The organism is Streptomyces sp. NPDC051578 (assembly GCF_044454045.1).
In the GTDB taxonomy this organism is placed as follows: Bacteria; Actinomycetota; Actinomycetes; order Streptomycetales; family Streptomycetaceae; genus Streptomyces.
This window is the reverse complement of sequence record NZ_JBITDH010000001.1, coordinates 1700645-1724067: the sequence shown is the minus strand read 5'-3', so window position 1 is coordinate 1724067 and position 23423 is coordinate 1700645. Positions and strand designations below refer to the sequence as shown.

At 69.9% G+C, this 23423-nt stretch carries 17 protein-coding genes; 13 read left to right on the top strand and 4 right to left on the bottom strand.

All coding sequences use genetic code 11. The features are described from left to right. Window positions 1-429, top strand: coding sequence for an ATP-binding protein (locus ACIA6C_RS07665; protein ID WP_399273586.1), 429 nt, complete (start codon window positions 1-3; stop codon window positions 427-429). Between the two features lie 158 nt (window positions 430-587). Then, window positions 588-3203 (top strand): SpoIIE family protein phosphatase, encoded by a 2616-nt coding sequence (locus ACIA6C_RS07660; RefSeq protein ID WP_399274522.1) that lies wholly within the window; start codon window positions 588-590, stop codon window positions 3201-3203. A 143-nt stretch (window positions 3204-3346) separates the two neighbouring features. Here ACIA6C_RS07660 and ACIA6C_RS07655 read toward each other — a convergent pair whose 3' ends face one another. The 4 genes from ACIA6C_RS07655 to ACIA6C_RS07640 all read right to left on the bottom strand — a co-directional run bounded on the left by ACIA6C_RS07655 (window position 3347) and on the right by ACIA6C_RS07640 (window position 7208). Continuing rightward, window positions 3347-4120: a succinate dehydrogenase/fumarate reductase iron-sulfur subunit gene (locus tag ACIA6C_RS07655; protein WP_366082519.1), complete on the bottom strand. Its 774-nt coding sequence runs from the start codon at window positions 4118-4120 to the stop codon at window positions 3347-3349. After that, window positions 4117-6045 (bottom strand): fumarate reductase/succinate dehydrogenase flavoprotein subunit, encoded by a 1929-nt coding sequence (locus tag ACIA6C_RS07650; RefSeq protein WP_399273584.1) that lies wholly within the window; start codon window positions 6043-6045, stop codon window positions 4117-4119. Before ACIA6C_RS07650 ends, ACIA6C_RS07655 begins: the two co-directional genes overlap by 4 nt. Before the next feature lies 1 nt (window position 6046). Continuing rightward, window positions 6047-6883: a hypothetical protein gene (locus ACIA6C_RS07645; protein WP_366082517.1), complete on the bottom strand. Its 837-nt coding sequence runs from the start codon at window positions 6881-6883 to the stop codon at window positions 6047-6049. A gap of 103 nt (window positions 6884-6986) precedes the next feature. Then, complete coding sequence (locus tag ACIA6C_RS07640; protein ID WP_361129119.1) at window positions 6987-7208, bottom strand: hypothetical protein; 222 nt, start codon at window positions 7206-7208, stop codon at window positions 6987-6989. A 379-nt stretch (window positions 7209-7587) separates the two neighbouring features. Here ACIA6C_RS07640 and ACIA6C_RS07635 point away from each other — a divergent pair, with 379 nt between their 5' ends. The 11 genes from ACIA6C_RS07635 (at window position 7588) to ACIA6C_RS07585 (ending at window position 23418) form a co-directional block, all read left to right on the top strand. Continuing rightward, window positions 7588-10056 (top strand): ABC transporter substrate-binding protein, encoded by a 2469-nt coding sequence (locus ACIA6C_RS07635; RefSeq protein WP_399273581.1) that lies wholly within the window; start codon window positions 7588-7590, stop codon window positions 10054-10056. A 371-nt stretch (window positions 10057-10427) separates the two neighbouring features. Next, window positions 10428-12332: a translational GTPase TypA gene (gene typA, locus ACIA6C_RS07630; RefSeq protein ID WP_361129114.1), complete on the top strand. Its 1905-nt coding sequence runs from the start codon at window positions 10428-10430 to the stop codon at window positions 12330-12332. A 433-nt stretch (window positions 12333-12765) separates the two neighbouring features. Then, complete coding sequence (locus ACIA6C_RS07625; RefSeq protein WP_399273579.1) at window positions 12766-14406, top strand: ABC transporter substrate-binding protein; 1641 nt, start codon at window positions 12766-12768, stop codon at window positions 14404-14406. Between the two features lie 171 nt (window positions 14407-14577). After that, complete coding sequence (locus tag ACIA6C_RS07620) at window positions 14578-15501, top strand: ABC transporter permease (RefSeq protein WP_361129109.1); 924 nt, start codon at window positions 14578-14580, stop codon at window positions 15499-15501. Window positions 15502-15532: 31 nt separating this feature from the next. Beyond that, window positions 15533-16453 (top strand): ABC transporter permease, encoded by a 921-nt coding sequence (locus ACIA6C_RS07615; RefSeq protein WP_361129107.1) that lies wholly within the window; start codon window positions 15533-15535, stop codon window positions 16451-16453. Between the two features lie 17 nt (window positions 16454-16470). Next, window positions 16471-17526, top strand: a complete 1056-nt coding sequence (locus ACIA6C_RS07610; RefSeq protein ID WP_399273576.1) for an ABC transporter ATP-binding protein — start codon at window positions 16471-16473, stop codon at window positions 17524-17526. Then, complete coding sequence (locus tag ACIA6C_RS07605) at window positions 17519-18664, top strand: dipeptide ABC transporter ATP-binding protein (protein WP_366082512.1); 1146 nt, start codon at window positions 17519-17521, stop codon at window positions 18662-18664. Before ACIA6C_RS07610 ends, ACIA6C_RS07605 begins: the two co-directional genes overlap by 8 nt. Before the next feature lie 133 nt (window positions 18665-18797). Then, entirely contained in the window at window positions 18798-19736 is a 939-nt protein-coding gene (locus tag ACIA6C_RS07600) for a GNAT family N-acetyltransferase (RefSeq protein WP_399273574.1), read from the top strand. Between the two features lie 105 nt (window positions 19737-19841). After that, window positions 19842-21470: an ABC transporter substrate-binding protein gene (locus tag ACIA6C_RS07595; protein ID WP_399273572.1), complete on the top strand. Its 1629-nt coding sequence runs from the start codon at window positions 19842-19844 to the stop codon at window positions 21468-21470. A gap of 30 nt (window positions 21471-21500) precedes the next feature. Next, window positions 21501-22424 (top strand): ABC transporter permease, encoded by a 924-nt coding sequence (locus ACIA6C_RS07590; RefSeq protein WP_361129092.1) that lies wholly within the window; start codon window positions 21501-21503, stop codon window positions 22422-22424. After that, window positions 22417-23418, top strand: a complete 1002-nt coding sequence (locus ACIA6C_RS07585) for an ABC transporter permease (protein ID WP_366083272.1) — start codon at window positions 22417-22419, stop codon at window positions 23416-23418. The genes ACIA6C_RS07590 and ACIA6C_RS07585 overlap by 8 nt, the downstream gene beginning before the upstream one ends. The last annotated feature ends 5 nt before the right edge of the window (window positions 23419-23423 follow it).

Here is a 23423-nt window from a genome sequence, read left to right as displayed (position 1 = left end):
GTGATCGGCGTGATCGACACAGACGGTGAGTGCGCCGAGTGGGCCTTCCCGGCCGAGCCCGGTTCCGTCCGCACCGCTCGCCACGCCGTGCGCGGAAAGCTCCGAGCCTGGGGTCTGGACTCCGTGGGCGACGTGACCGTCCTGCTGGTCAGCGAGCTGGTGACCAACTCGCTGCGCTACGCATCCGGCCCCATCGGCGTCCGCCTGGAGCGGCGCGGACCCGACGCGGGCGACACCGCCGCGGGCCCGGCGCTTATCGTGGAGGTTTCCGATCCGCTTCCGGATCCGCCCCGCGAACGGGTCGCCGACCCCGACGACGAGGGAGGCCGGGGGCTGCACCTCGTTGCCGTCTCGGCGCAGCGCTGGGGCACCCGGCACGGGAAGTCGGGCAAGACCGTGTGGTTCGAGTTGGCACTTCCTGGTGAGTAACAAGGAGAAGGGTGGCCGACCACCATCCACAATGGCTCAAAAACAACGGGACCTTTTTGTGATCGTGAACGCCGTGCCGTCCCGGGCCGTGGTGCTGAATACTTCGGTCATGGCCGGTCCGGTTGCGGTGAGCTGGAGGGGACGGTCGCGTGAGCGAGATACCTGCACAGGCACATCAGGCCCGCGAGCGCGGGGAGACGTGGCACGACTCCCTGTGGCACAGCAGCCCGCCTGGCTCGATATATGACTACATAAGGGTCGCCTCCTTCTCGATCGGGCCGGACGGTCTCATCGACCAGTGGAGTCTGCGCGCCGAGGAGCTGTTCGGCCTGACCGCCGCCCAGGCGGTGGGACGCGACCCGGTCGACGCCTTCATGCCGCCGGAGCTGCGGGCCGGCGGTCACCGCAAGGTCGCCGAGATCCTCGACGGCGAGGAGTGGACCGGCCTCATCCCCTTCCGCGTCCCCGGCGGGGACGGTGCGCACGGCGTCGCCGAGATCTACGTGATGCCCACCCGCACGGAGACGGGCCGGCGGGCCGCCCTGTGCGTCGTCGTCGACGTACGCGCGCTGCGCCGGATCGAATCCGATCTCGCCGCCTCACAGGCCATATTCGGTCAATCTCCCTTCGGCTTCCTGCTGTTCGGCACGGACCTCACGGTGCAGCGGGCGAACCGCCGCTTCGCGACCGTCTTCGGCGGCGCGGCCGAGGAGCACCGGGGCCGCACGGTCCACGACTACCTGCCGCCGCACGAGGCCGACCGGATGGCCGAGGCCCTGCGGCGGGTGCTGGAGACCGGCGAGTCCGTCAACGACCTGCGGATCACCGGCGCCACCCCGCGCAGCCGCGAGGACCGCCACTGGTCGATCAACCTCTACCGGGTGCACGACGGCACCGGCGCCCCCATCGGTGTCGCGGGGATCGGCATCGACGTCACCCGCCGCCACCTCGCCGCCCGTGAAGCCGCCGGGGTCCGGCGCAACCTCGCCCTCCTCAACGAGGCCGGGCACCGGATCGGCAACTCCCTCGACCTGGAGACCACCGCCCGCGAACTCCTCGACGTCACCGTCCCCGGCTTCTGCGACCTGGCCGCGGTCGACCTCTACCAAGGGCTGCTGCTCGGCGACGACGACCGCCCCGCCCGGCCGCAGGGGCGGCGGCGGGAGCTGCCGGCCGTGCCCGGGCAGGGCTCCGGGCGTGCGCCGTCCGCGCCGCTGCGGCGGGTGGCCTTCGCCTCCGCCGTGTCCGACGCCCCGCTGTCGGGGCCGGGGGCGCCGGTCTGCGTGGGCGAGATCCACCGCTACCCGGCCGGGTCGCCGGGCGCGCTGGCCCTGCGGACGGCCAGGCCCCGTCTCGTCGAGGGCGGCGGGAGCGAGGACCTCGTGCAGTCGACGCTGGTCGTTCCGATGCTCGCCCACGACACGGTGGTCGGACTCGCCCAGTTCTCCCGTGCCAAGGGCAGCGAACCCTTCGGCGAACGCGACCGGGCCGTCGCGGTGGAACTCGCCGCGCGGGCCGCCGTCTGCATCGACAACGCCCGCCTCTACCGGCGCGAGCACGAACGGGCACTGATCCTCCAGCGGAGCCTGCTGCCCCCCGGCGACCCCGAGGCGGCCGGCCTGGACATCGCCTGCCGCTACCTGCCCGGCAACGCGGCGACCGAGGTCGGCGGCGACTGGTTCGACGTCATCGAACTGCCCGGGCACCGCACGGCGCTGGTCGTCGGGGACGTGATGGGCCGGGGGCTGCGCGCCGCCGTCGCGATGGGCGAACTGCGGACCGCCGTACGGACACTGGCCCTGCTGGACCTGGAGCCGGCCGAGGTGCTCTCCGCACTGGACGAGGTCGCCCGCGGCCTCGGCGCACCCGGAGGGGCACAGCAGGCCTCGCGCGCGGCGCTGCACTCGCGCGACGCCGACCGTTCGGAGGTCTACCTCGCCACCTGCGTCTACGCCGTCTACGACCCGGTGACCAGGCGCTGCACCATCGCCAACGCCGGCCACATGCCCCCGGTCCTGGTCGAACCCCCCGAGGAGGGCGTCGCGCCCCGGCCCGGGCTGCTGCTGGAGGTGCCGCCCGGGATGCCGCTGGGCGTGGGTGGCGAACCGTTCGAGGAGGTGGAGATCGACCTCCCCGAGGGGTCGCTGCTCGCCCTGTACACCGACGGGCTCGTCGAATCGCGGGACCACCCGCTGGAAGAGGGCCTGAGCGGGCTGCGCGAGGCGCTGGCCGACCCGGCGCGCCCGCTGGAGGAGGTCTGCGACCACGTGCTGAACACCCTGGAGACCCGGCACGGCGAGGACGACATCGCGCTGCTGATGGCACGGGTGCAGGGGCTTCCCGTGGACGCCGTCGGGGACTGGCAGCTGCCGCGCGAGGCCCGGTCGGTGGGACGCGCCCGGGAACTGGCGCGGGCGAAGCTGCCGGCGTGGGGCCTGGAGGGGCTGCTGGACACCACCGAGCTGCTGGTGAGCGAGCTGGTGACCAACGCCCTGCGGTACGGGGAGGGGGAGATCCGGCTGCGGCTGCTGCTGGACCGCACCCTGGTCTGCGAGGTGTGGGACGCGAACCTGGCGCAGCCGCGCCGGCGCCGGGCCCGCGACACCGACGAGGGCGGTCGCGGGCTCCAGCTCGTCGGGCTGCTGTCCGCCGGGTGGGGCACGCGGCGGACCCACCGGGGCAAGACGGTGTGGTTCGAACTCCCGCTGCCCGGCGCGGCCGCGGAACCGGTGACCGAGCTGTCGGCGGAGCAGCTGCTCGGCATGTACGGGTGAGCGGGTACGGGTGACCCCCGCCCGCACCGCGGGTGACCCCGCCCGCACCGCGGGTGCCCCCTGACTCCACGTCGACGACGTTTCCCCAGGGGGCGTGTGGTCCTGCCGAGTGAACAGCGGGGCCCTGGGCCGAAAGAGACGGCCTAGGCCTCCGAGCGCCTGCGGATCTTGTTGCCCAGCCACACCAGCGGGTCGTACTTGCGGTCCACCGCCCGCTCCTTCAACGGGATCAGCGCGTTGTCGGTGATCTTGATGCCCTCGGGGCAGACCTCCGTACAGCACTTGGTGATGTTGCAGTAGCCCAGCCCGTGTTCCTCCTGCGCCGTGCGCTTGCGGTCCAGTCCCTCCCCGGCGGCCGCGTCCAGCGGATGCATGTCCAGCTCCGCGACCCGCATCAGGAACCGCGGGCCGGCGAAGGCGCTCTTGTTCTCCTCGTGGTCACGCACCACATGGCAGGTGTCCTGGCACAGGAAGCACTCGATGCACTTGCGGAACTCCTGCGAGCGCTCCACGTCCACCTGCTGCATCCGGTACGCACCCGCGGCGACCCCGGGCGGCGGCACGAAGGCCGGGACCTCCCGCGCCTTGGAGTAGTTGAAGGACACGTCCGTCACCAGGTCGCGGATCACAGGGAAGGCCCGCAGCGGGGTCACCGTGATGGTCTCCTCCCGCGAGAAGGTCGACATGCGGGTCATGCACATCAGCCGCGGCCGGCCGTTGACCTCCGCGCTGCACGAGCCGCACTTGCCCGCCTTGCAGTTCCAGCGGACGGCGAGGTCCGAGGCCTGCGTGGCCTGCAAGCGGTGGACGATGTCCAGCACCACCTCGCCGTCGTTCACCTCGACGGTGAAGTCCCGCAGCCCACCGCCCTCCGCGTCGCCCCGCCAGATCCGGAAGCGGGCGTCGTAGGTAGTCACTCGTAGAGCTCCTCTTCGGCGAGGTACTTGGCCAGCTCGTCCTTCTCGAAGAGGGCGAGCAGATCAGGGCGGATGGGTTCGGTACGGGTCCGCTCCAGCCGGATCCGGTCCGCGTCCGGGCCGTCGTCGGGCGCGGGTTCCACGAGCCGGCACAGCAGGTTCACCGGCCGCCAGTCCCGCTCCATCGACGGGCAGTCCTCGCGGGTGTGCCCGCCGCGGCTCTCCGTGCGCTCCAGGGCGGCCCGGGCCACGCACTCGCTGACCAGCAGCATGTTCCGCAGGTCCAGCGCCAGGTGCCAGCCCGGGTTGAACTGGCGGTGTCCCTCGACCCCGGCCCGGGCGGCCCGCGCCCGCAGACCGCGCAGCCGCTCCAGCGCCTCGGCCATCTCGCCCTCGCGGCGGATGATGCCGACCAGGTCGTTCATCGTCGTCTGGAGCTCCTGGTGGAGCGTGTACGGGTTCTCCGCGCCCTCGTCGGCGTGGAAGGGCGCCAGCGCCTCGGCGGCCGCGGCGTCCACGTCCGCCTGGGAGACAACCGGGGGAGCGGCCAGGGCGGAGGCGTACTGCGCCGCGTGCAGCCCCGCCCGCCGGCCGAACACCAGCAGGTCGGAGAGGGAGTTGCCGCCGAGCCGGTTCGAGCCGTGCATGCCGCCCGCGACCTCGCCGGCGGCGAACAGGCCCGGTACGCCCGGGGTGGCGGCGGTGTCCGACTCGACGGCGATCCCGCCCATCACGTAGTGGCAGGTCGGGCCGACCTCCATCGCCTCGGCGGTGATGTCCACGTCCGCCAGCTCCTTGAACTGGTGGTACATCGACGGCAGCCGCCGCTTGATGGTCTCGGCGGGCATCCGCGTGGACACGTCCAGGAACACCCCGCCGTGCGGCGACCCGCGGCCGGCCTTGACCTCGGAGTTGATGGCCCGGGCCACCTCGTCGCGCGGCAGCAGCTCGGGCGGGCGCCGGTTGTTGTCCGGGTCCTCGTACCAGCGGTCGCCCTCGTCCTCGGTCTGCGCGTACTTCTCCTTGAAGACGTCCGGGATGTAGTCGAACATGAACCGCTTGCCCTCGCTGTTGCGCAGCACCCCGCCGTCGCCGCGCACCGACTCGGTGACGAGGATGCCCTTCACCGAGGGCGGCCAGACCATTCCGGTCGGGTGGAACTGCACGAACTCCATGTTCAGCAGCGGCGCCCCGGCGAGCAGGGCCAGCGCGTGGCCGTCCCCGGTGTACTCCCAGGAGTTGGAGGTCGTCTTGAAGGACTTGCCGATCCCGCCCGTGGCCAGTACCACCGCCGGGGCCTCCAGCACGAAGAACCGGCCCGTCTCGCGCTCGTAGCAGAAGGCCCCCGAGACCCTCGGCCCGGCGTCGGAGCCGCCGGCGGACCCGGTCTTCAAGACCCGGGTGACCGTGCACTCCTGGAAGACCTTGAGCCGGGCCTCGTAATCCCCGTACTCCTTGAAGTCCTCCTGCTGGAGCGCCACGATCTTCTGCTGGAGGGTGCGGATCAGCTCCAGGCCGGTGCGGTCCCCTACGTGGGCGAGGCGCGGGTACTCGTGGCCGCCGAAGTTGCGCTGCGAGATCTTGCCGTCGGGCGTCCGGTCGAACAGGGCGCCCCAGGTCTCCAGCTCCCAGACCCGGTCGGGCGCCTCCTTCGCGTGCAGCTCCGCCATGCGCCACTGGTTGAGGAACTTTCCCCCGCGCATGGTGTCGCGGAAGTGCACCTGCCAGTTGTCGCCCTCGTTGACGTTGCCCATGGAGGCGGCGATCCCGCCCTCCGCCATCACGGTGTGGGCCTTGCCGAAGAGGGACTTGCAGATCACGGCCGTGCGGGCGCCGCGTTCGCGGGCCTCGATCGCGGCCCGCAGCCCGGCGCCGCCCGCGCCGACCACGACCACGTCCCACTGCTGCCGGTCGACTTGAGCCATGTCAGAAGATCCTCGGGTCGGTGAAGGCGCCGCTGGCCACCAGGTAGACGTACAGGTCGCACAGGGCGACGCTGATCAGCGAGGCCCACGCCAGCTGCATGTGGCGGGCGTTCAGCCGGCTCACCCAGCCCCACAGCCGGTAGCGGACGGGATGCTTGGAGAAGTGCTTGAGACGGCCGCCGATGATGTGCCGGCAGGAGTGGCACGAGAGGGTGTAGGCCCAGATCAGCACGATGTTGACGAGGAACACCAGTGTGCCGAGGCCCATGTGGCCCCACTCGTAGCGGTCGTTGCGGAAGGTCAGCGCCGTGTCGTACGTGAGGATCGCCGCGACCGGCAGCGCCGCGTAGAAGAAGTACCGGTGCAGGTTCTGCAGGATCAGCGGGAACCGGGTCTCGCCCGTGTACGCGCTGTGCGGCTCGGCGACGGCGCAGGCCGGCGGCGAGGCCCAGAAGCCCCGGTAGTAGGCCTTGCGGTAGTAGTAGCAGGTCAGCCGGAAGCCGAGCGGGAAGATCAGGATCAGCAGGGCGGGGGACAGGCCCCACCAGCTGCCGAACACGTCCAGGTTGGGCCCGCCGCGCATCACCTTGCAGTTCTCCGCCAGGCAGGGGGAGTAGAAGGGCGAGACGTACGGGGCCGCGTAGTAGTCGGCGTTCGCGAACGCCCGCCAGGTCGAGTACGCGATGAAGGCGAGCAGTCCGGCGGCGGTGCCGGCGGGTGAGAGCCACCACCGGTCGGTCCGCAGGTGGCGGGCCGCGATCGCGGCCCGCGAGGGTCCGTGGACGCCGCCGGCCCGCGGGGGCCGGTGGGATGGGGGCAAGTCCGTGCCTGTGGCCAAGGGGGACTCCGGGTGGAGTGATGAGGGGTGGCCCGGGAGACCCGGCCGCGCGCTGCGTCGGCCGGGTCGGATGGGGTGTGGATGTGCGGGGGAGTATGCCGGGTCAGGGCGCCCGGCGGTCACGGGCGCCGAGGCCCTCGTCGTCGGAATCCGTCCACAGCGAGCTGTCGTACGGGGTGTCCGGGACGGTGACCATGCCCTCCCGGGCGGCGGGCCCGGAGGCGGCCGGGCCCTGGCGGGCGACGTCGCGCTCCAGCCGCTCGACCGAGCGGACCAGCTCGTTCAGGTTCCGTCGTACGGCGGTCAAATCGTCTTGCAGGGACATGAGGTGCCCTCACTTCCGCGCGTGCGGTGGCATTGCTCCTGGGCGCCTGCGAGTGTCGCCCTTCCCGTCCCCCGTTGTGAAGGGACGTGCAGCGATTGCGGGCGCACAGGCGCGATGTGTGCGCCCCTCCCTGCCCCCATTCTCATCCCTCGAACGGGGGAACGCCCGTGCGGCGATCGCCGGGATCACCCCCCTGACGCAAGCCGGATTGGTCCGCACGGGTGGGGTTCGCGGCGTGGCGCGGGTCCCCTCCGGGGCACTCGGAGCGCCGTCGATTTCAGTGGGTTTCGCACGCAGTGTGATCAGCTCCATATACCGCCAAATTGATCAAGCCCCACGCTCAGGCTCACCCCCACGCCCCGCCCCGGAGGTACCACCCATGACCCAGAGAAGGCGCAGGTCCTTGGCGCTCCTGACCTCGGGAGTCCTCGCACTGCCGCTGCTCGCGGGCTGCGGCGCGGGTGAAGACGAGGGCGGTCCGGTGGCGGCCGGCCAGGACATCGCCGCGACGGCCCGCGACCGGGTCGCCGACGGCGGGGTGCTGCGCTGGGCCGTCGACACCCTGCCGGACACCCTGAACACCTTCCAGGCCGACGCCGACGCCACCACCTCCAGGATCGCGGGGGCGGTGCTGCCGCAGCTGTTCACGCTCGACGACAAGGGACGGCCGGTGGCCGATCCCGACTACCTGGAGAAGGCGGAGATCGTCGCCCGCGAGCCCAAGCAGGTCGTCCTGTACAAGCTGAACCAGCAGGCGGTGTGGAGCGACGGCCGGGAGATCGGCGCCGCCGACTTCGTCGCCCAGTGGCGGGCCTTGAACGGCAAGGACTCGGCGTACTGGACCGCGCGCAACGCGGGCTACGACCGGATCGAGAAGATCGAGCGCGGCAAGAGCGACCTGGAGGTGAAGGTCACCTTCGCCAAGCCGTACACCGACTGGCGCTCGCTGTTCAGCCCGCTCTACCCGAAGCAGGTCACCGGCACCCCCGAGTCCTTCAACGAGGGTGCGCGCGGCGCCCTCAAGGTCACCGCCGGACCCTTCAACCTCGGCACCATCGACAAGAAGACCGGCACCGCGGCGCTGACCCGCAACGCCCGCTGGTGGGGCCGGCCGGCCAAGCTGGACAGCCTCGTGCTGACCGCCGTGCCGCGCTCCGAGCGTCCGGCCGCCCTGGCCGCGGGCCGCCTCGACCTGGCGGAGATCGACCGCGCGGGCGCCGACCGGATCGCCCTCGCCCACCGGGACGCGGGCAACCCGGGCGGCGCCCACGGCCCCGGCGCCTCCGTGACGGCCGCGGAGGCCACCTTGTCCTGGGCGATCGCCTACGGCGCCGATGAGAACCGGGCCCGGGAGGAACAGGAGAACCGGGCCAGGAACGCGGACGCGGCCAAGAAGTACGCCGACGAGCAGGCGGCCCTGCGCGGCTTCACCGTCCGCAAGTCCCTGGAGCCGGCCTACACGCAGCTGGCCATGAACGGAGCCTCCGGGCCCCTGTCCGACGAGCGGGTCAGGCGCGCGGTGGCCCGGGCCATCGACCGCAAGGCCCTCGCCGAGACCGTGCTCAAGCCGCTCGGACTGCCCGCGAAGCCCGTCGGCAGCCACCTGGCGCTGGCCGGGCAGCGCGCGTACGCCGACAACAGCGACGCCCTCGGCGGCCAGGACACCCAGGCCGCGCAGGCGCTGCTCGCCGACGCCGGCTGGCACCGGGGCGGGAAGATCAAGGAGCCGGCGGCCAAGGCCGGCCCGGAGGGCGAGGAGGGGGTCGTGAAGGACGACGGCAAGACCCCCGCCGGGCCGGGCACCGGCAACGACGGCCTGTACATCGTCGGCCAGGACGACCGCAACGGGGACGACAGGCCCGCGGCCGCCGGCCGGGCCCGGGCCGGCGGCCCCGGCGACCACCGGACCCACGGCGGCCTGCGGCGCGCGGGCATGCTGCCCGCCGAGGCGAGTCTGCCCGAGGGCCTCTACGCCCCGGACGGGGAGATCGCGGACGCGGACCGCTTCGCACCGGACGCCACCGCCGGCCGGCCCTCGCCGGTGCTGGCCCCGGCCCCGCTCGCGGCCCAGCAGGAGCAGGCCCTGCTGGCCCAGGCGGCGAAGGTGGTGGACGACGCGAAGCGGGCGGCGGCGGCCCGGGACGGCGAGGAGGGCGCTGACGCCAAGGACCCCGCCGACGGCGCGGACGCGAAGGGCTCGGCCGATGCGAAGGACCCCGGGCAGGCCCCGGCGAAGGTCAGCCCCGCCCCGGCGGCCCCGGCCAGGCAGAACCGGGCCGGAGCCCCGCTCGTCAAGGACGGCAAGCCGCTGACCCTGCGGTTCGTGCTCCCCTCGGGCCCCGGTTCGCAGGCCCTGCGGACGGTGGGCGAGCGGATCTCCCAGATGCTCCAGAAGGTCGGCATCCAGACCGAGCTGACCAAGGTCGCCGACGAGAGCTTCTTCAAGGACCACATCGCCTCGGGCCAGTACGACCTGGCCCTCTACTCCTGGCCCGCGACCGCCTACCCCGCCACCGACGCCCGGCCCATCTTCGCCAAGCCGGCCCCGGCCGCGGACGGATCGCTGCTCGTGGAGCAGAACTACACCCGGGTGGGCACCGACCACATCGACCAGCTCTTCGACCAGGCGCTGGGCGAGCTGGACGAGGACCAGTCCCGCGAGCTGATCCGCAAGGCGGACGCCCGGATCTGGGCCGCCGCGGGATCCATCCCGCTCTACCAGCGCCCGGAGCTGGTGGCCGTCAAGCCGAACCTGGTCAACGCGGGCGCCTTCGGCCTCGGCACCCCCCGCTTCCAGGACATCGGGTGGAAGAAGCCGGACGCCTCCGGCGCGAAGGACAAGAAGTAGGAAGGTACGGGAACCAGCCGGGAGCACACGGGGAAGAAGTGGTGACAAAGAGGTGCCGAGCGGGTTGACCCGCGGGTCACAAGCTCAGATGTGACTCAATTGCCTTGCCCGCCGGACACCCGGCGGGCAAGGTCGTGCATACCCGTTGACCCGCATAAATCCCAGGTGGATGCGGGCGACTGCCGAGGCCGCGGCACCCCACTCCACACCCGGCCCCGCTCAGTCGTCCGGCCTCTTGACAGACCCCACGGCAGGCGGTTCCCGCCATTCGACGTACGATGGGGTAAGGCCGTGGCAGGTTTCCGCCCGGCTCAAGGCTCGCGTGCCGGACCGTACGCGTCGCCATCCACGATCCCGGGAGAAGCGCCGAAGTGCCCACGCGCCACGACATCCGTAACGTCGCCATCGTCGCCCACGTCGACCATGGCAAGACGACCATCGTCGATGCCATGCTCAAGCAGGCCGGTGCCTTCGCCGCCCACCAGCACCTCGACGACCGCATGATGGACTCGAACGACCTGGAGCGTGAGAAGGGCATCACGATCCTCGCCAAGAACACGGCGGTGAAGTACCACCCCAAGGACGGCGGGGCGCCCATCACGATCAACATCATCGACACCCCCGGCCACGCCGACTTCGGTGGTGAGGTCGAGCGCGGTCTGTCGATGGTGGACGCGGTCGTCCTGCTGGTGGACGCCTCCGAGGGTCCGCTGCCCCAGACCCGTTTCGTCCTGCGCAAGGCCCTGCAGGCGAAGATGCCGGTCATCCTCTGCATCAACAAGACCGACCGCCCGGACTCCCGGATCGACGACGTCGTCAACGAGACGTACGACCTCTTCCTGGACCTGGACGCCACCGAGGAGCAGATCGAGTTCCCGATCGTCTACGCCTGCGGCCGTGACGGCATCGCCTCGCTGACCAAGCCGGAGGACGGCACCGTCCCCGCGGACAGCGACAGCCTGGAGCCGTTCTTCTCCACCATCCTGGAGCACGTCCCCGCCCCGGTGTACGACGAGGAGGCCCCCCTCCAGGCCCACGTCACCAACCTGGACGCCGACAACTTCCTCGGCCGCATCGCGCTCCTGCGCGTCGAGCAGGGCGAGCTGCGCAAGGGCCAGACCGTCACGTGGATCAAGCGTGACGGCACCCAGTCGAACGTCCGCATCACCGAGCTGATGATGACCGAGGCGCTCACCCGCAAGCCGGCCGAGGTGGCGGGCCCCGGTGACATCTGCGCCGTCGCCGGTATTCCGGACATCATGATCGGCGAGACGCTGGCCGACCCGGAGAACCCGATCGCGCTGCCGCTGATCTCGGTCGACGAGCCGGCGATCTCGATGACCATCGGTACGAACACCTCCCCGCTGGTCGGCCGCGGCGGCACGGGCAAGGGCGCGGACGCGAAGTCCGCGGTCAAGGACCGCAAGGTCACCGCCCGTCAGGTCAAGGACCGTCTGGACCGCGAGCTGGTCGGCAACGTCTCGCTCCGCGTCCTCGACACCGAGCGCCCGGACGCCTGGGAGGTCCAGGGCCGTGGTGAGCTCGCGCTCGCCATCCTGGTCGAGCAGATGCGCCGCGAGGGCTTCGAGCTGACCATCGGCAAGCCGCAGGTCGTCACGCAGGTGATCGACGGCAAGGTGCACGAGCCGGTCGAGCGCATGACGATCGACGTCCCCGAGGAGCACATGGGCGCCGTCACGCAGCTCATGGGCATCCGCAAGGGCCGCATGGACAACATGTCGAACCACGGCTCCGGCTGGGTGCGCATGGAGTTCGTCGTCCCGTCGCGCGGCCTCATCGGCTTCCGCACGGAGTTCCTGACGAACACCCGCGGTACGGGTATCGCCCACTCGATCCACGAGGGCCACGAGCCGTGGTTCGGCCCGCTGGTGACCCGCAACAACGGTTCGCTGGTCGCCGACCGCGCCGGTGCGGTCACGCCCTTCGCGATGATCAACCTCCAGGAGCGCGGTGTGCTGTTCACCGAGCCGGGCACCGAGGTGTACGAGGGCATGATCGTCGGTGAGAACTCGCGCTCCGACGACATGGACGTGAACATCACCAAGGAGAAGAAGCTCACCAACATGCGTGCGGCTTCCGCGGACAACACCGAGAACGTGGTGCCGCCCCGCAAGCTCTCCCTGGAGCAGTCCCTGGAGTTCTGCCGCGACGACGAGTGCGTCGAGGTGACCCCGGAGGCGGTCCGCATCCGCAAGGTCGTCCTGGACCAGAAGGAGCGCTCGCGCACCGCGTCGCGCGCCAAGTCCGGTAAGTGACACCGCGATTGGCGGAGCCCCGCTGCGGCGGCTGAAAGCCGATCGGTCGACCGGCCCCTTCCCTCACATGTCCGTGAGGGGAGGGGCTGTTCGCTTTTGTCAAGCGGATTTGCCGCCCCCGGCGTCCGCATACCGACCGCGACACACCGGATGGTGAGCCAACCGTCCGTTTCGCACGTGTCTGTCTCCTATCCGTTTGTCCGGATTTCGGGTTTTCGCCATGCGGTGATGTTGTGAAAACGAGACCCCGTAAGTGTGGTTTACGGTCTGGGTGTCGCCGAGGATGGCTCCATTGAGCTCGGGTCAATGGGTCACACGCTGTGGGGAGCGTCGACTCACGAGCACACCGATGGGACCGGAATTCGCTGTCAGGGGTGTCAGCGGGGGACGGGCCCTTCACTATCGACAGTGACTCCTGAGGAGGCAATTACCCATGCGCGGAGCAACGAGCGCCAAGTGGGTCGTGGGTGCCGTCATCGTGGCGATGTCTGCCACGGCGTGTGGCGGTGGCGACAACAAGGCCGGTGGCGAGTCAGGCGGTACGTTCCGCTTCGGCATCACCGAGCCGACCGCCATCGACCCCGTGAACGCACAGGAGTCGGAGGGCATCGTCATCGCCCGCGCGCTCTTCACCGGGCTGTACGACACGTCCAACGACGGCAAGCTGATCCCGAAGCTGGCCGAGTCCGGCACGCCGAGCGACGACGGCAAGACCTGGACGTTCAAGATCAAGGGCGGCACCAAGTTCACCAACGGTGAGCCGGTCGACGCCGAGGCCTTCGTCCGTGGCTGGACCCGCGTCACCGCCAAGGCGTCCGCCTCCGACGTCTCGTACCACATGGCCGACATCGTCGGTTACGAGGACCTGCACAGCGGCAAGAGCGACAAGTTCGCGGGCCTGACGGCCGTGGACGCGACCACCCTCAAGGTGGAGCTGTCCATCCCGGACTTCGAGTTCGTCAAGAAGACCGCGCACTCCGTCTTCAGCCCCGTGCCGAAGGTGGCCGGCGCCGGCGACAACAAGGCGTTCAACGACCAGCCCATCGGCAACGGCGCGTTCAAGATGACGAGCCCGTGGCAGCACAACACGTCGATCACGCTGGTCCGCAACGACGACTACGGCCTGGAGAAGGCGCACCTCGCCAAGGTCGAGGCGAAGATCCTGAACCCGGCCAACGGCTCCACCCTGGAGTACCAGGGCTTCCAGTCGGGTCAGTTCGACTACGCCCGTATGCCCACGCCGCAGCTGACCGCGGCCAAGGCCAAGTACGACCCGCAGGGCGAGTGGATCTCCGGTGACTTCTCCGGCATCAACTACCTGAACATCTTCAACCAGAACCCGCCGTTCAACAACGCGGACGCGCGCAAGGCGATCTCGTACGCGATCGACCGCGAGGCGATCGCCAAGGGCGTCTTCCAGGGTCTGCAGAAGCCGGCCACGGCCTTCCTGCCGCCGTCGTTCGCCGACGTCTACCAGGCCGGTGTCTGCACCTCCTGCGTCAAGCAGGACGTGGCGAAGGCCAAGGAGTACGCCGAGAAGGGCGGCCTCAAGCCGGGCACCGTCGTCAACTTCGGCTACAACACCGGCGCCGGCCACGAAGAGTGGGTCCAGGCCGTCGCGCAGCAGCTCAAGGACGTCCTCGGCCTCGAGGTCAAGCTGGACGGCAAGCCGTTCAAGGAGGCGCTCGCCACCCAGCAGGACAAGGCGACCTCCGGTCTGTGGCGTCAGGCGTGGACCGCCGACTACCCGACCGCGGACAACTTCATGACCCCGCTGCTGAGCACCACCGGCATCGGCGAGGACCCGGCGACCGGCAAGGCGCAGGGCGACAACCGCGGCCGTTACTCCAACCCGGAGTTCGACAAGCTGCTCGTCACGGCCAAGGCCACCAAGGACGACGCCGCGCGCGCCGCGCTGTACAAGCAGGCCGAGAAGCTCGCGGTCGACACCGACCAGGGCGTCATCCCGCTGTGGCAGCGCTCGCAGTACCGCCTGGTCAACAGCAAGAAGTTCAAGAACATCAAGATGGACTTCTACGAGGACCCGAACCTCGCGGAGATCTCGCTCAAGTAGCGGCCCCTCCACACACAGCAGGTAAGCGAAGGCCGTGGGGGCGGAGCACATTCCTCTCTCCACGGCCTTCGTTCAGTCACGGGCGCACCCCTCTACCGGCGCCCGGCGGCGGCCCCTCTCCCGATCGGATGATGCCGCCCATTCCCACGCTCAGTATGTGAAGGAGGCATCGTGGGCAGATATGTGATCCGCCGGCTCGGGCAGATGGTGGTCGTCCTCTTCGGTGCGACGGTTGTGCTCTTCTGCTGTCTGTTCGTCCTCCCCGGCGACCCCGTGGGTTCGCTCGGCGGTGACAAGGCCCGCGACCCGGCTGTCGTCGAACAGCTCAGGGAGCGCTACGGACTCAACGATCCGCTCCCCGTCCAGTACGGGAACTTCGTGAAGAACCTGGCCCAGGGTGACCTCGGCGAGGACTTCACCCAGCGCCGACCGGTGACGGAGATCCTGCAGCCCAAGCTCGTCAACACCGCCGAGCTGGCCGTCACCGCCATCGTCATCGACATCGTGATCGGCCTCCTGGCGGGCCTGGTCGCGGCGCTGTTCAGATACTCGTTCTGGGACGTGCTGATCACGTTGCTCACGACGATGGCCGTCGGATTCCCGTCCTTCGTCATCGGCATGGTGCTGCAGAAGGCGTTCGTGGTGGAGCTGCCCTGGTTCCCCCTGATCTCCGACGGATCGTTCAACTCCCTGATCCTTCCCGCCTTCACCCTGGCGATCCTCGACGCCGCACTGGTCGCCCGCCTCATGCGCGGCACCATGCTGGAGGTGCTGCGCGCCGACTACGTCAAGACGGCCATCGCCAAGGGTCTGCCCCGGCGGACGGTGCTCTTCAAGCATGTGATGCGCAACTCGATCATCCCGGTCGTCACCTACCTGGGCATCTCGTTCGGAACGCTGCTCGGCGGTGCGCTCATCACCGAGGCGATCTTCAACTGGGACGGCATCGGACTCGCGCTCGTGCAAGCGGTCCAGCAGCAGAACAACCCGATCATCATCGGCGTGGTGAGCTTCGGCGTCGCCGTGTTCGTTCTGCTCAACCTGATCGTCGACCTCTTGTACGCGGTCCTCGACCCGCGCATCCGTCTCGCCTGATTCCAGGCAGCCTGTTCTAGGAGTCACACCCATGTCCGAGCTCACCAAGAGCACAGCTGGGGCGGGGCCCGCTCAAACGGCGCCGGCAGCCCCCGCCGAGCCGGCGATCGCCCGCGTCACGCAGTGGGGCGAGATCCGCCACCGCTTCCTGGCCAACAAGCTCGCAGTCATCGGCCTCGTACTGGTCGCGCTGCTCTTCCTCACGGCGATATTCGCCCCCCTGCTGTCCCCGCACGACCCGTACGCCCAGGACCTGACCAACACGCTGCAGGGCCCGGGCGGCGACCACCTGCTCGGCACCGACGCGCTCGGCCGCGACCAGCTCTCGCGCATCCTCTACGGCAGCCGCATCGCCGTCGTCGTCGGTCTCGCCTCGATCTTCCTGGCCTGCGTCATCGGCATCGTCGTCGGCGCGCTGGCCGGTTACTTCGGCCGCGGCACCGACTCGGTGCTGATGCGCATCGCCGACGTCTTCTTCGCCTTCCCGCTGCTCATCGGCGCCATCGTGATCATCATCGTGATGGGCCGCGGAGTGACACCGGTGATCATCTCGTTGGCCGTGTTCTCGTGGCCGACGGTCTCGCGACTGCTGCGCAGCTCGATCCTGTCGGTCCGTGAGGCCGACTACGTGCTGGCGGCGCGCGCCCTGGGTGCCAACACCCGCCGGATCATCCTGCGTCACATCCTTCCCAACTCCATCGCCGCCGTGATGGCCTACGCCGCCTTCAACGTCGGCGGCGCCATCGTGGCCGAGGCCTCGCTGTCCTTCCTGGGCGTGGGCGTGAGCCCGGAGGTCCCGGAGTGGGGCAACATGCTCGCCGCCGCCAAGGACTTCATGGGCGTCAAGGACTACCTCTGGACGTACCCCAGCATCGCGATCGTGCTGACGGTTCTCGGCTTCGTTTTCGTTGGTGACGGGCTCCGCGACGCCCTTGACCCGAAGCTGCGCTAGAAGGGCGGCACCATCACATGACTACTTCAAGCATCACCGCAGAAGTGCCCCGCCAGAGGGGTGAGGGCGCCGAGGGTCCCGTTCTCGAAGTGCGCGACCTGCACGTCGAGTTCAAGACCCGCGAAGGCGTCGTCAGGGCCGTCAACGGCGTCAACTACAGCGTGTCCTCGGGCGAGACGCTGGCCGTGCTCGGCGAGTCCGGCTCCGGCAAGTCCGTCACCGCGCAGGCGATCATGGGCATCCTCGACTCGCCCCCCGGGCGGGTCTCCAAGGGAGAGATCCTCTTCCACGGTCAGGACATCCTCCAGCTCCCGGAGAGCGAGCGGCGCAAGCTGCGCGGTCCCAAGATGGCGATGATCTTCCAGGACGCGCTGTCGGCACTGAACCCGGTCTTCTCCGTCGGCAACCAGCTGGGCGAGATGTTCCGCGTCCACCAGGGCATGTCGAAGAAGGACGCCAAGGCCAAGGCCATCGAGCTGATGGACCGGGTGAAGATCCCGGCGGCCCGCAGCCGGGTCAACGACTACCCGCACCAGTTCTCCGGCGGTATGCGTCAGCGCATCATGATCGCCATGGCGCTGGCCCTGGAGCCGGACCTGATCATCGCGGACGAGCCCACCACGGCGCTCGACGTGACGGTCCAGGCCCAGGTCATGGACCTGCTGGCGGACCTGCAGCGCGAGTACAACATGGGTCTGATCCTGATCACCCACGACCTCGGCGTCGTCGCCGACGTGGCGGACAAGATCGCCGTGATGTACGCGGGCCGCATCGTCGAGCAGGCTCCGATCCACGAGCTGTACAAGCGCCCCGCGCACCCGTACACCCGAGGGCTGCTGGACTCGATCCCGCGCCTGGACCAGAAGGGCCAGGAGCTCTACGCGATCAAGGGTCTGCCGCCCAACCTGCTCAAGACCCCCTCCGGCTGCGCCTTCAACCCGCGCTGCCCGAAGGCGCAGGACATCTGCCGCACCGAGGTCCCGGCCCTGCTGCCGGTGACCGAGCGGGACGGCACCGAACTGGTCGGTCGCGGCAGCGCCTGCCACTTCCGGGAGGAGCAGCTCCATGGCTGAGTTGGACAAGAAGGATGACGCCGTGGACGCGACCCCCGGCATCAGCGAGGTCGACGTCGTCGACGCGGCGAGCGAGACGGCGGCCCTGGCCGCCATCGAGGCGCCCGTCGACCGGGGCGAGCCGATCCTGCAGGTGCGCAACCTGGTCAAGCACTTCCCGCTGACCCAGGGCATCCTGTTCAAGAAGCAGATCGGCGCCGTCCGCGCGGTCGACGGGGTCTCCTTCGACCTGCACCAGGGCGAGACCCTCGGCATCGTCGGCGAGTCGGGCTGCGGCAAGTCGACCGTCGCCAAGCTCCTGATGCTGCTGGAGACGGCGACGTCCGGCGAGGTCTTCTACAAGGGCACGGACATCACCAAGCTGTCGGGCAGGGCCCTCAAGGCCGTGCGCCGCAACATCCAGATGGTGTTCCAGGACCCGTACACCTCGCTGAACCCGCGCATGACGGTCGGCGACATCATCGGCGAGCCGTTCGAGATCCACCCCGAGGTGGCCCCCAAGGGAGACCGGCGCCGCAAGGTCCAGGAACTCCTGGACGTGGTCGGCCTGAACCCGGAGTACATCAACCGGTACCCGCACCAGTTCTCCGGCGGCCAGCGCCAGCGCATCGGCATCGCCCGCGGCCTCGCGCTCAACCCGGAGATCATCATCTGCGACGAGCCGGTCTCCGCGCTCGACGTGTCGGTGCAGGCGCAGGTCATCAACCTGATGGCGAAGCTGCAGGACGAGTTCAACCTCTCCTACATCTTCATCGCGCACGACCTGTCGATCGTCCGGCACATCTCGGACCGCGTCGGCGTCATGTACCTGGGCAAGATGGCCGAGATCGGCACCGACACCCAGATCTACGACCACCCGACGCACCCGTACACGCAGGCGCTGCTGTCGGCCGTCCCGGTCCCCGACCCGGAGGCCCGCGAGGGCCGCGAGCGGATCATCCTCACCGGTGACGTCCCGTCGCCGGCCAACCCGCCGTCGGGCTGCCGCTTCCGCACCCGCTGCTGGAAGGCCGAGGACAAGTGCGCGACCGAGGAGCCGCTGCTGGCGATCCCGCAGCGCTTCAAGAGCGTGGACAGCCCGGCCGCACACGAGTCGGCCTGCCACTTCGCGGAGGAGAAGGCCGTCCTGGCCGTCTGATCCCGCGAGGCGTACGTTCACCGGGCGCGCCCGGCACCGGAATCCTCCGGCGCCGGGCGCGCCCGCGTTCGCGGCCCGGGTACTCGGGCGAAGGCGGTTGCGGCCGCGCCGGGGTCCGGCCGAGAGTGTCCGGATGACCGACACGCTGACCGTCCGCCCCGCCGGGCCGGGGGACGCCGCCGACATCTGCGCGCTGCTCAACGCCGTCGACGTGATCGAGATCGGCAGACCGGAGACGGACCTCGGCAGTGTCGAGGCCGACCTCCACCACCCCCGAATGCACCTCGCCACCGACTCCTGGCTCGCCTTCCGGGGCGGCCGGCCCGTCGCCTACGCGCTGGTCCGGGCCGACTCAGGGCCCGGCAGGGTCGAGGGCGACCACTCCGTCCTGCCCGGCCACACCGGGGCGGCCGTGCGGCTGTTGGAACTGATGGAGGTCCGGGCGCGCCGGATGGCGGGCGCCGACCGGGACGCCGTCCTGCACATCCGGCTGAACGCGGAACCCACCCTCCACCCCGGCGTCCTCGCCCGGCGCGGCTATCGCACGGTGCGCCGCCACCAGGTCTTGACCCGCCGGCTGGACCGGGCCGCGGACCCGGCGCCACGGCCCCCGGCCGGGCTGACGCTGCGTCACTGCGGCACGGACGAGGCCGACCGGCGGCGGGCCCACGCCCTGGTGGAGGAGACCTTCGCCGCGCACTTCGGGCACGTGGAGCGGGCGTACGGGCCCTGGTTGGACCACCTGGACGCCCGCGAGCTGGACTGGAGCCTGGTCTGGATCGCGGCCCTGCCCGCGCTGGGCGACGTAGCCGTCCTCCTCACCCGCGACGACCGCACCGGCATGGCCTGGATCAACCACCTGGGCGTACGCGAGGACGTACGGGGGCGGGGCATCGGCGGCTTCCTGCTGCGCCACGCCTTCGCCGCCTACGCCCGCCGCGGCCGGAACACCATAGGCCTCGGCGTCGACACCGGCAACGAGACCGGCGCGTTGGAGCTCTACGAGGCGCACGGCATGCGGCTGCACTACGCCGACGACACGTGGGAGCTCCGTTTGCACCCACAGGGGTGACGCGCGCGTATCGCCCGGGTGCAATCGGTCCAACCATGAGTGCACAGGGCCCCACCTGGGGTGACATTGGGGCCTACGTGAGTCTTGGGACCTAGGAGGCACTCCATGCGCGGAGCCACCCACGTCAAGTGGGCCGCATGCGCGGCGGCCGTCGCCCTCGCGGCGACGGCCTGCGGCGGCGGAAGCGACAGCGGCGGGGGCGGCGGAGACGCGGGCATCGTCAGCTCCTCCTGGGGTGACCCGCAGAACCCGCTGGAGCCGGCCAACACCAACGAGGTGCAGGGCGGCAAGGTCCTCGACATGCTCTTCCGGGGCCTCAAGCGGTACGACCCGAAGACGGGCGAGGCCGTCAACATGCTCGCCGACAAGATCGACACGACCGACAGCCAGCACTTCACCATCACCTTGAAGGACGGCTGGAAGTTCAGCAACGACGAGCCGGTCACCGCCCAGTCCTTCGTCGACGCCTGGAACTACGCGGCGGACGTGCGCAACAAGCAGAACAACGCGCCCTTCTTCGCCGACATCGTCGGATACGCCGACCTGCACCCCGCCTCCGGCGAACCGAAGGCCAAGACGATGTCCGGGCTGGTCGTCAAGGATCCCAAGACCTTCACGGTCGCCTTGAAGGCGAAGTTCTCCACCTGGCCCGAGACCCTCGGCTACCAGGCCTTCTCCCCGCTGCCCAAGTCCTTCTTCACCGACCACGCGGCCTGGCTGGACAAGCCCGTGGGCAACGGCCCGTACACGGTGGACTCCTACACCAAGGGCACCGGCATGAAGCTGCGCAAGTGGGACGGCTACCCGGGCCCGGACAAGGCGCAGAACGGCGGTGTGGACCTCAAGGTCTACACCGACAACAACACCGCCTACACCGACCTGATCTCCGGCAACCTCGACCTCGTCGACGACGTGCCCGCGCAGCAGCTCAAGAACGTCAAGAACGACCTCGGGGACCGCTACATCAACCAGCCGGCCCTCATCATCCAGACCCTCACCTTCCCGCTGTACGACGAGAACTGGGGCAAGCCGGGGATGGAGAAGGTCCGCCAGGGCATCTCCCGCGCCATCAACCGCGACGAGATCACCAAGCAGATCTTCCGCGAGACCCGCACCCCCGCCAAGGACTGGACCTCCCCGGCCCTCGGCGCCAAGGGCGGCTTCAAGGACGTCTGCGGCAACCTGTGCATGTACGACCCCGCTGCGGCCAAGAAGATGGTCCAGGACGCCGGCGGGGTGCCGGGCGGCAAGATCACGCTGACCTCCAACGTCGACACCGGCTCCCACCGCGAGTGGATGGACGCCGTCTGCAACAGCATCAACAACGCCCTCGGCGAAGGCCCGGTCTGCACCGTCAACCCGGTCGGCACCTTCGCCGACTTCCGCAACCAGCAGAGCGCCTTCAAGCTGACCGGCCCCTTCCGCTCCGGCTGGCAGGCCGACTACCCGCTGATCCAGAACTTCCTCCAGCCGCTCTACTTCACCGGCGCCTCCTCGAACTACGGCAAGTTCAGCAACCCGGAGTTCGACAAGCTGATCGACGAGGCCAACCAGGAGAGCGACACGGCCAAGGCCATCACCAAGTTCCAGGACGCCGAGAAGATCCTCGGCGAGCAGATGCCGTCCATCCCGCTCTGGTACCAGAACGGCAGCGCCGGGCACTCGGAGCGGATCTCCGACGTCACCCTCAACCAGTTCAGCGTCCCGGTCTACAACGAGATCAAGGTCAGCTGACCCGCCTTCGGACCGATCCTGGAGCAGTCCATGGGACGTTATGTGATCCGGCGGCTGCTCCAGATGATCCCGGTGTTCATCGGCAGCACGTTCCTGATCTTCTTCATGGTGTACGCGCTCGGTGACCCCGTCGCCGCCCTCTTCGGCGACAAGGCGCCCGACCCCGCCACCGCCGCCCGCATCCGCAAGGACCTCTTCCTCGACCAGCCCCTGTGGAAGCAGTACCTGCACTACATGGGGCAGATCTTCCAGGGCGACTTCGGCACCGCCTTCAACGGCCAGAAGGTCACCGAGCTGATGTCCACGGCGTTCCCCGTCACCCTGCGCCTGACCATCGTCGCCATCGTCATCGAGATCATCGTCGGGATCGGCCTCGGCGTGGTCAGCGGACTGCGCCGGGGCAAGGCCGTCGACACCAGCCTGCTGGTGCTCACCCTGGTCGTGATCTCCGTGCCCACCTTCGTGACGGGCTACCTCCTGCAGTTCCTCCTCGGTGTCCAATGGGGCTGGGTCCGGCCCACCGTCTCCGCCGATGCCCCCTTCGACGAGCTGATCCTGCCCGGGGTCGTCCTCGCGCTCGTCTCCCTCGCCTACGTCACCCGGCTCTCGCGCACCTCCATCGCCGAGAACGTCAAGGCCGACTACGTCCGCACGGCCGTCGCCAAGGGCCTGCCGCGCAGGCGCGTCATCACCCGGCACCTGCTGCGCAACTCGCTCATCCCCGTCGTCACCTTCATCGGCACCGACATCGGCGCCCTGATGGGCGGCGCCATCGTCACGGAGCGGATCTTCAACATCCACGGCGTCGGCTACCAGCTCTACCAGGGCATCCTGCGCAACAACTCCCCGACTGTGGTCGGCTTCGTGACGATCCTCGTCATCGTCTTCCTGCTCGCCAACCTGCTCGTCGACCTGCTCTACGCGGTCCTGGACCCGAGGATCCGTTATGCCTGAGCACTACGACCCGCTCCAGCCCGGCGACAACGAAGTCATCGCGCCGACCGGACAGGGAGGAGCCATGGACCTGGCCCTGGAAGAGGGCGAAAGCCTGGAGAGGCCGCCGGGCGACAGCGGTACCGGCGCGGGCAGCGGCCCGCAGGAGCCGGCCCGCTCCCTGTGGTCGGACGCCTGGCACCAGCTTCGCCGCAACCCCGTCTTCGTGGTCTCCGCGCTGCTGATCCTGTTCCTCGTCCTCATCGCGATCTGGCCGCAGCTCATCGCGAGCGGCGACCCGCTGCACTGCGAGCTGTCGAAGTCGCAGCAGGGCCCCGCCCCCGGCCACCCCTTCGGCTACGACACCCAGGGCTGCGACGTGTACACCCGTACCGTCTACGGGGCCCGCGCCTCCATCACCGTCGGCGTCTGCGCCACCCTCGGGGCCGCGCTGCTCGGCTCGGCGCTCGGCGGGCTGGCCGGCTTCTTCGGCGGCTGGGGCGACGCGCTGCTGTCCCGGACCGCCGACATCTTCTTCGGCATCCCCGTCGTGCTCGGCGGCCTGGTCTTCCTGTCCGTCGTCACCAGCACCACGGTGTGGCCCGTCGTCGGATTCATCGTGCTGCTCGGCTGGCCCCAGCTCGCCCGTATCGCCCGCGGATCGGTGATCACCGCCAAGCAGAACGACTACGTGCAGGCCGCCCGGGCCCTCGGCGCCGGCAACACGCGGATGCTGCTGCGGCACGTCGCGCCCAACGCCGTGGCCCCCGTCATCGTCGTCGCCACCATCGCCCTGGGCACCTACATCGCCCTGGAAGCCACCCTGTCGTTCCTCGGGGTGGGCCTGCGCCCGCCGACCGTCTCCTGGGGCATCGACATCTCCAACGCCGCCTCGCAGATCCGCAACGCCCCGCACATGCTGCTCTACCCGGCGGGAGCGCTGAGCCTGACCGTGCTGGCCTTCATCATGCTCGGCGACGCGGTGCGCGACGCCCTCGACCCCAAGCTGCGCTGAGGAGC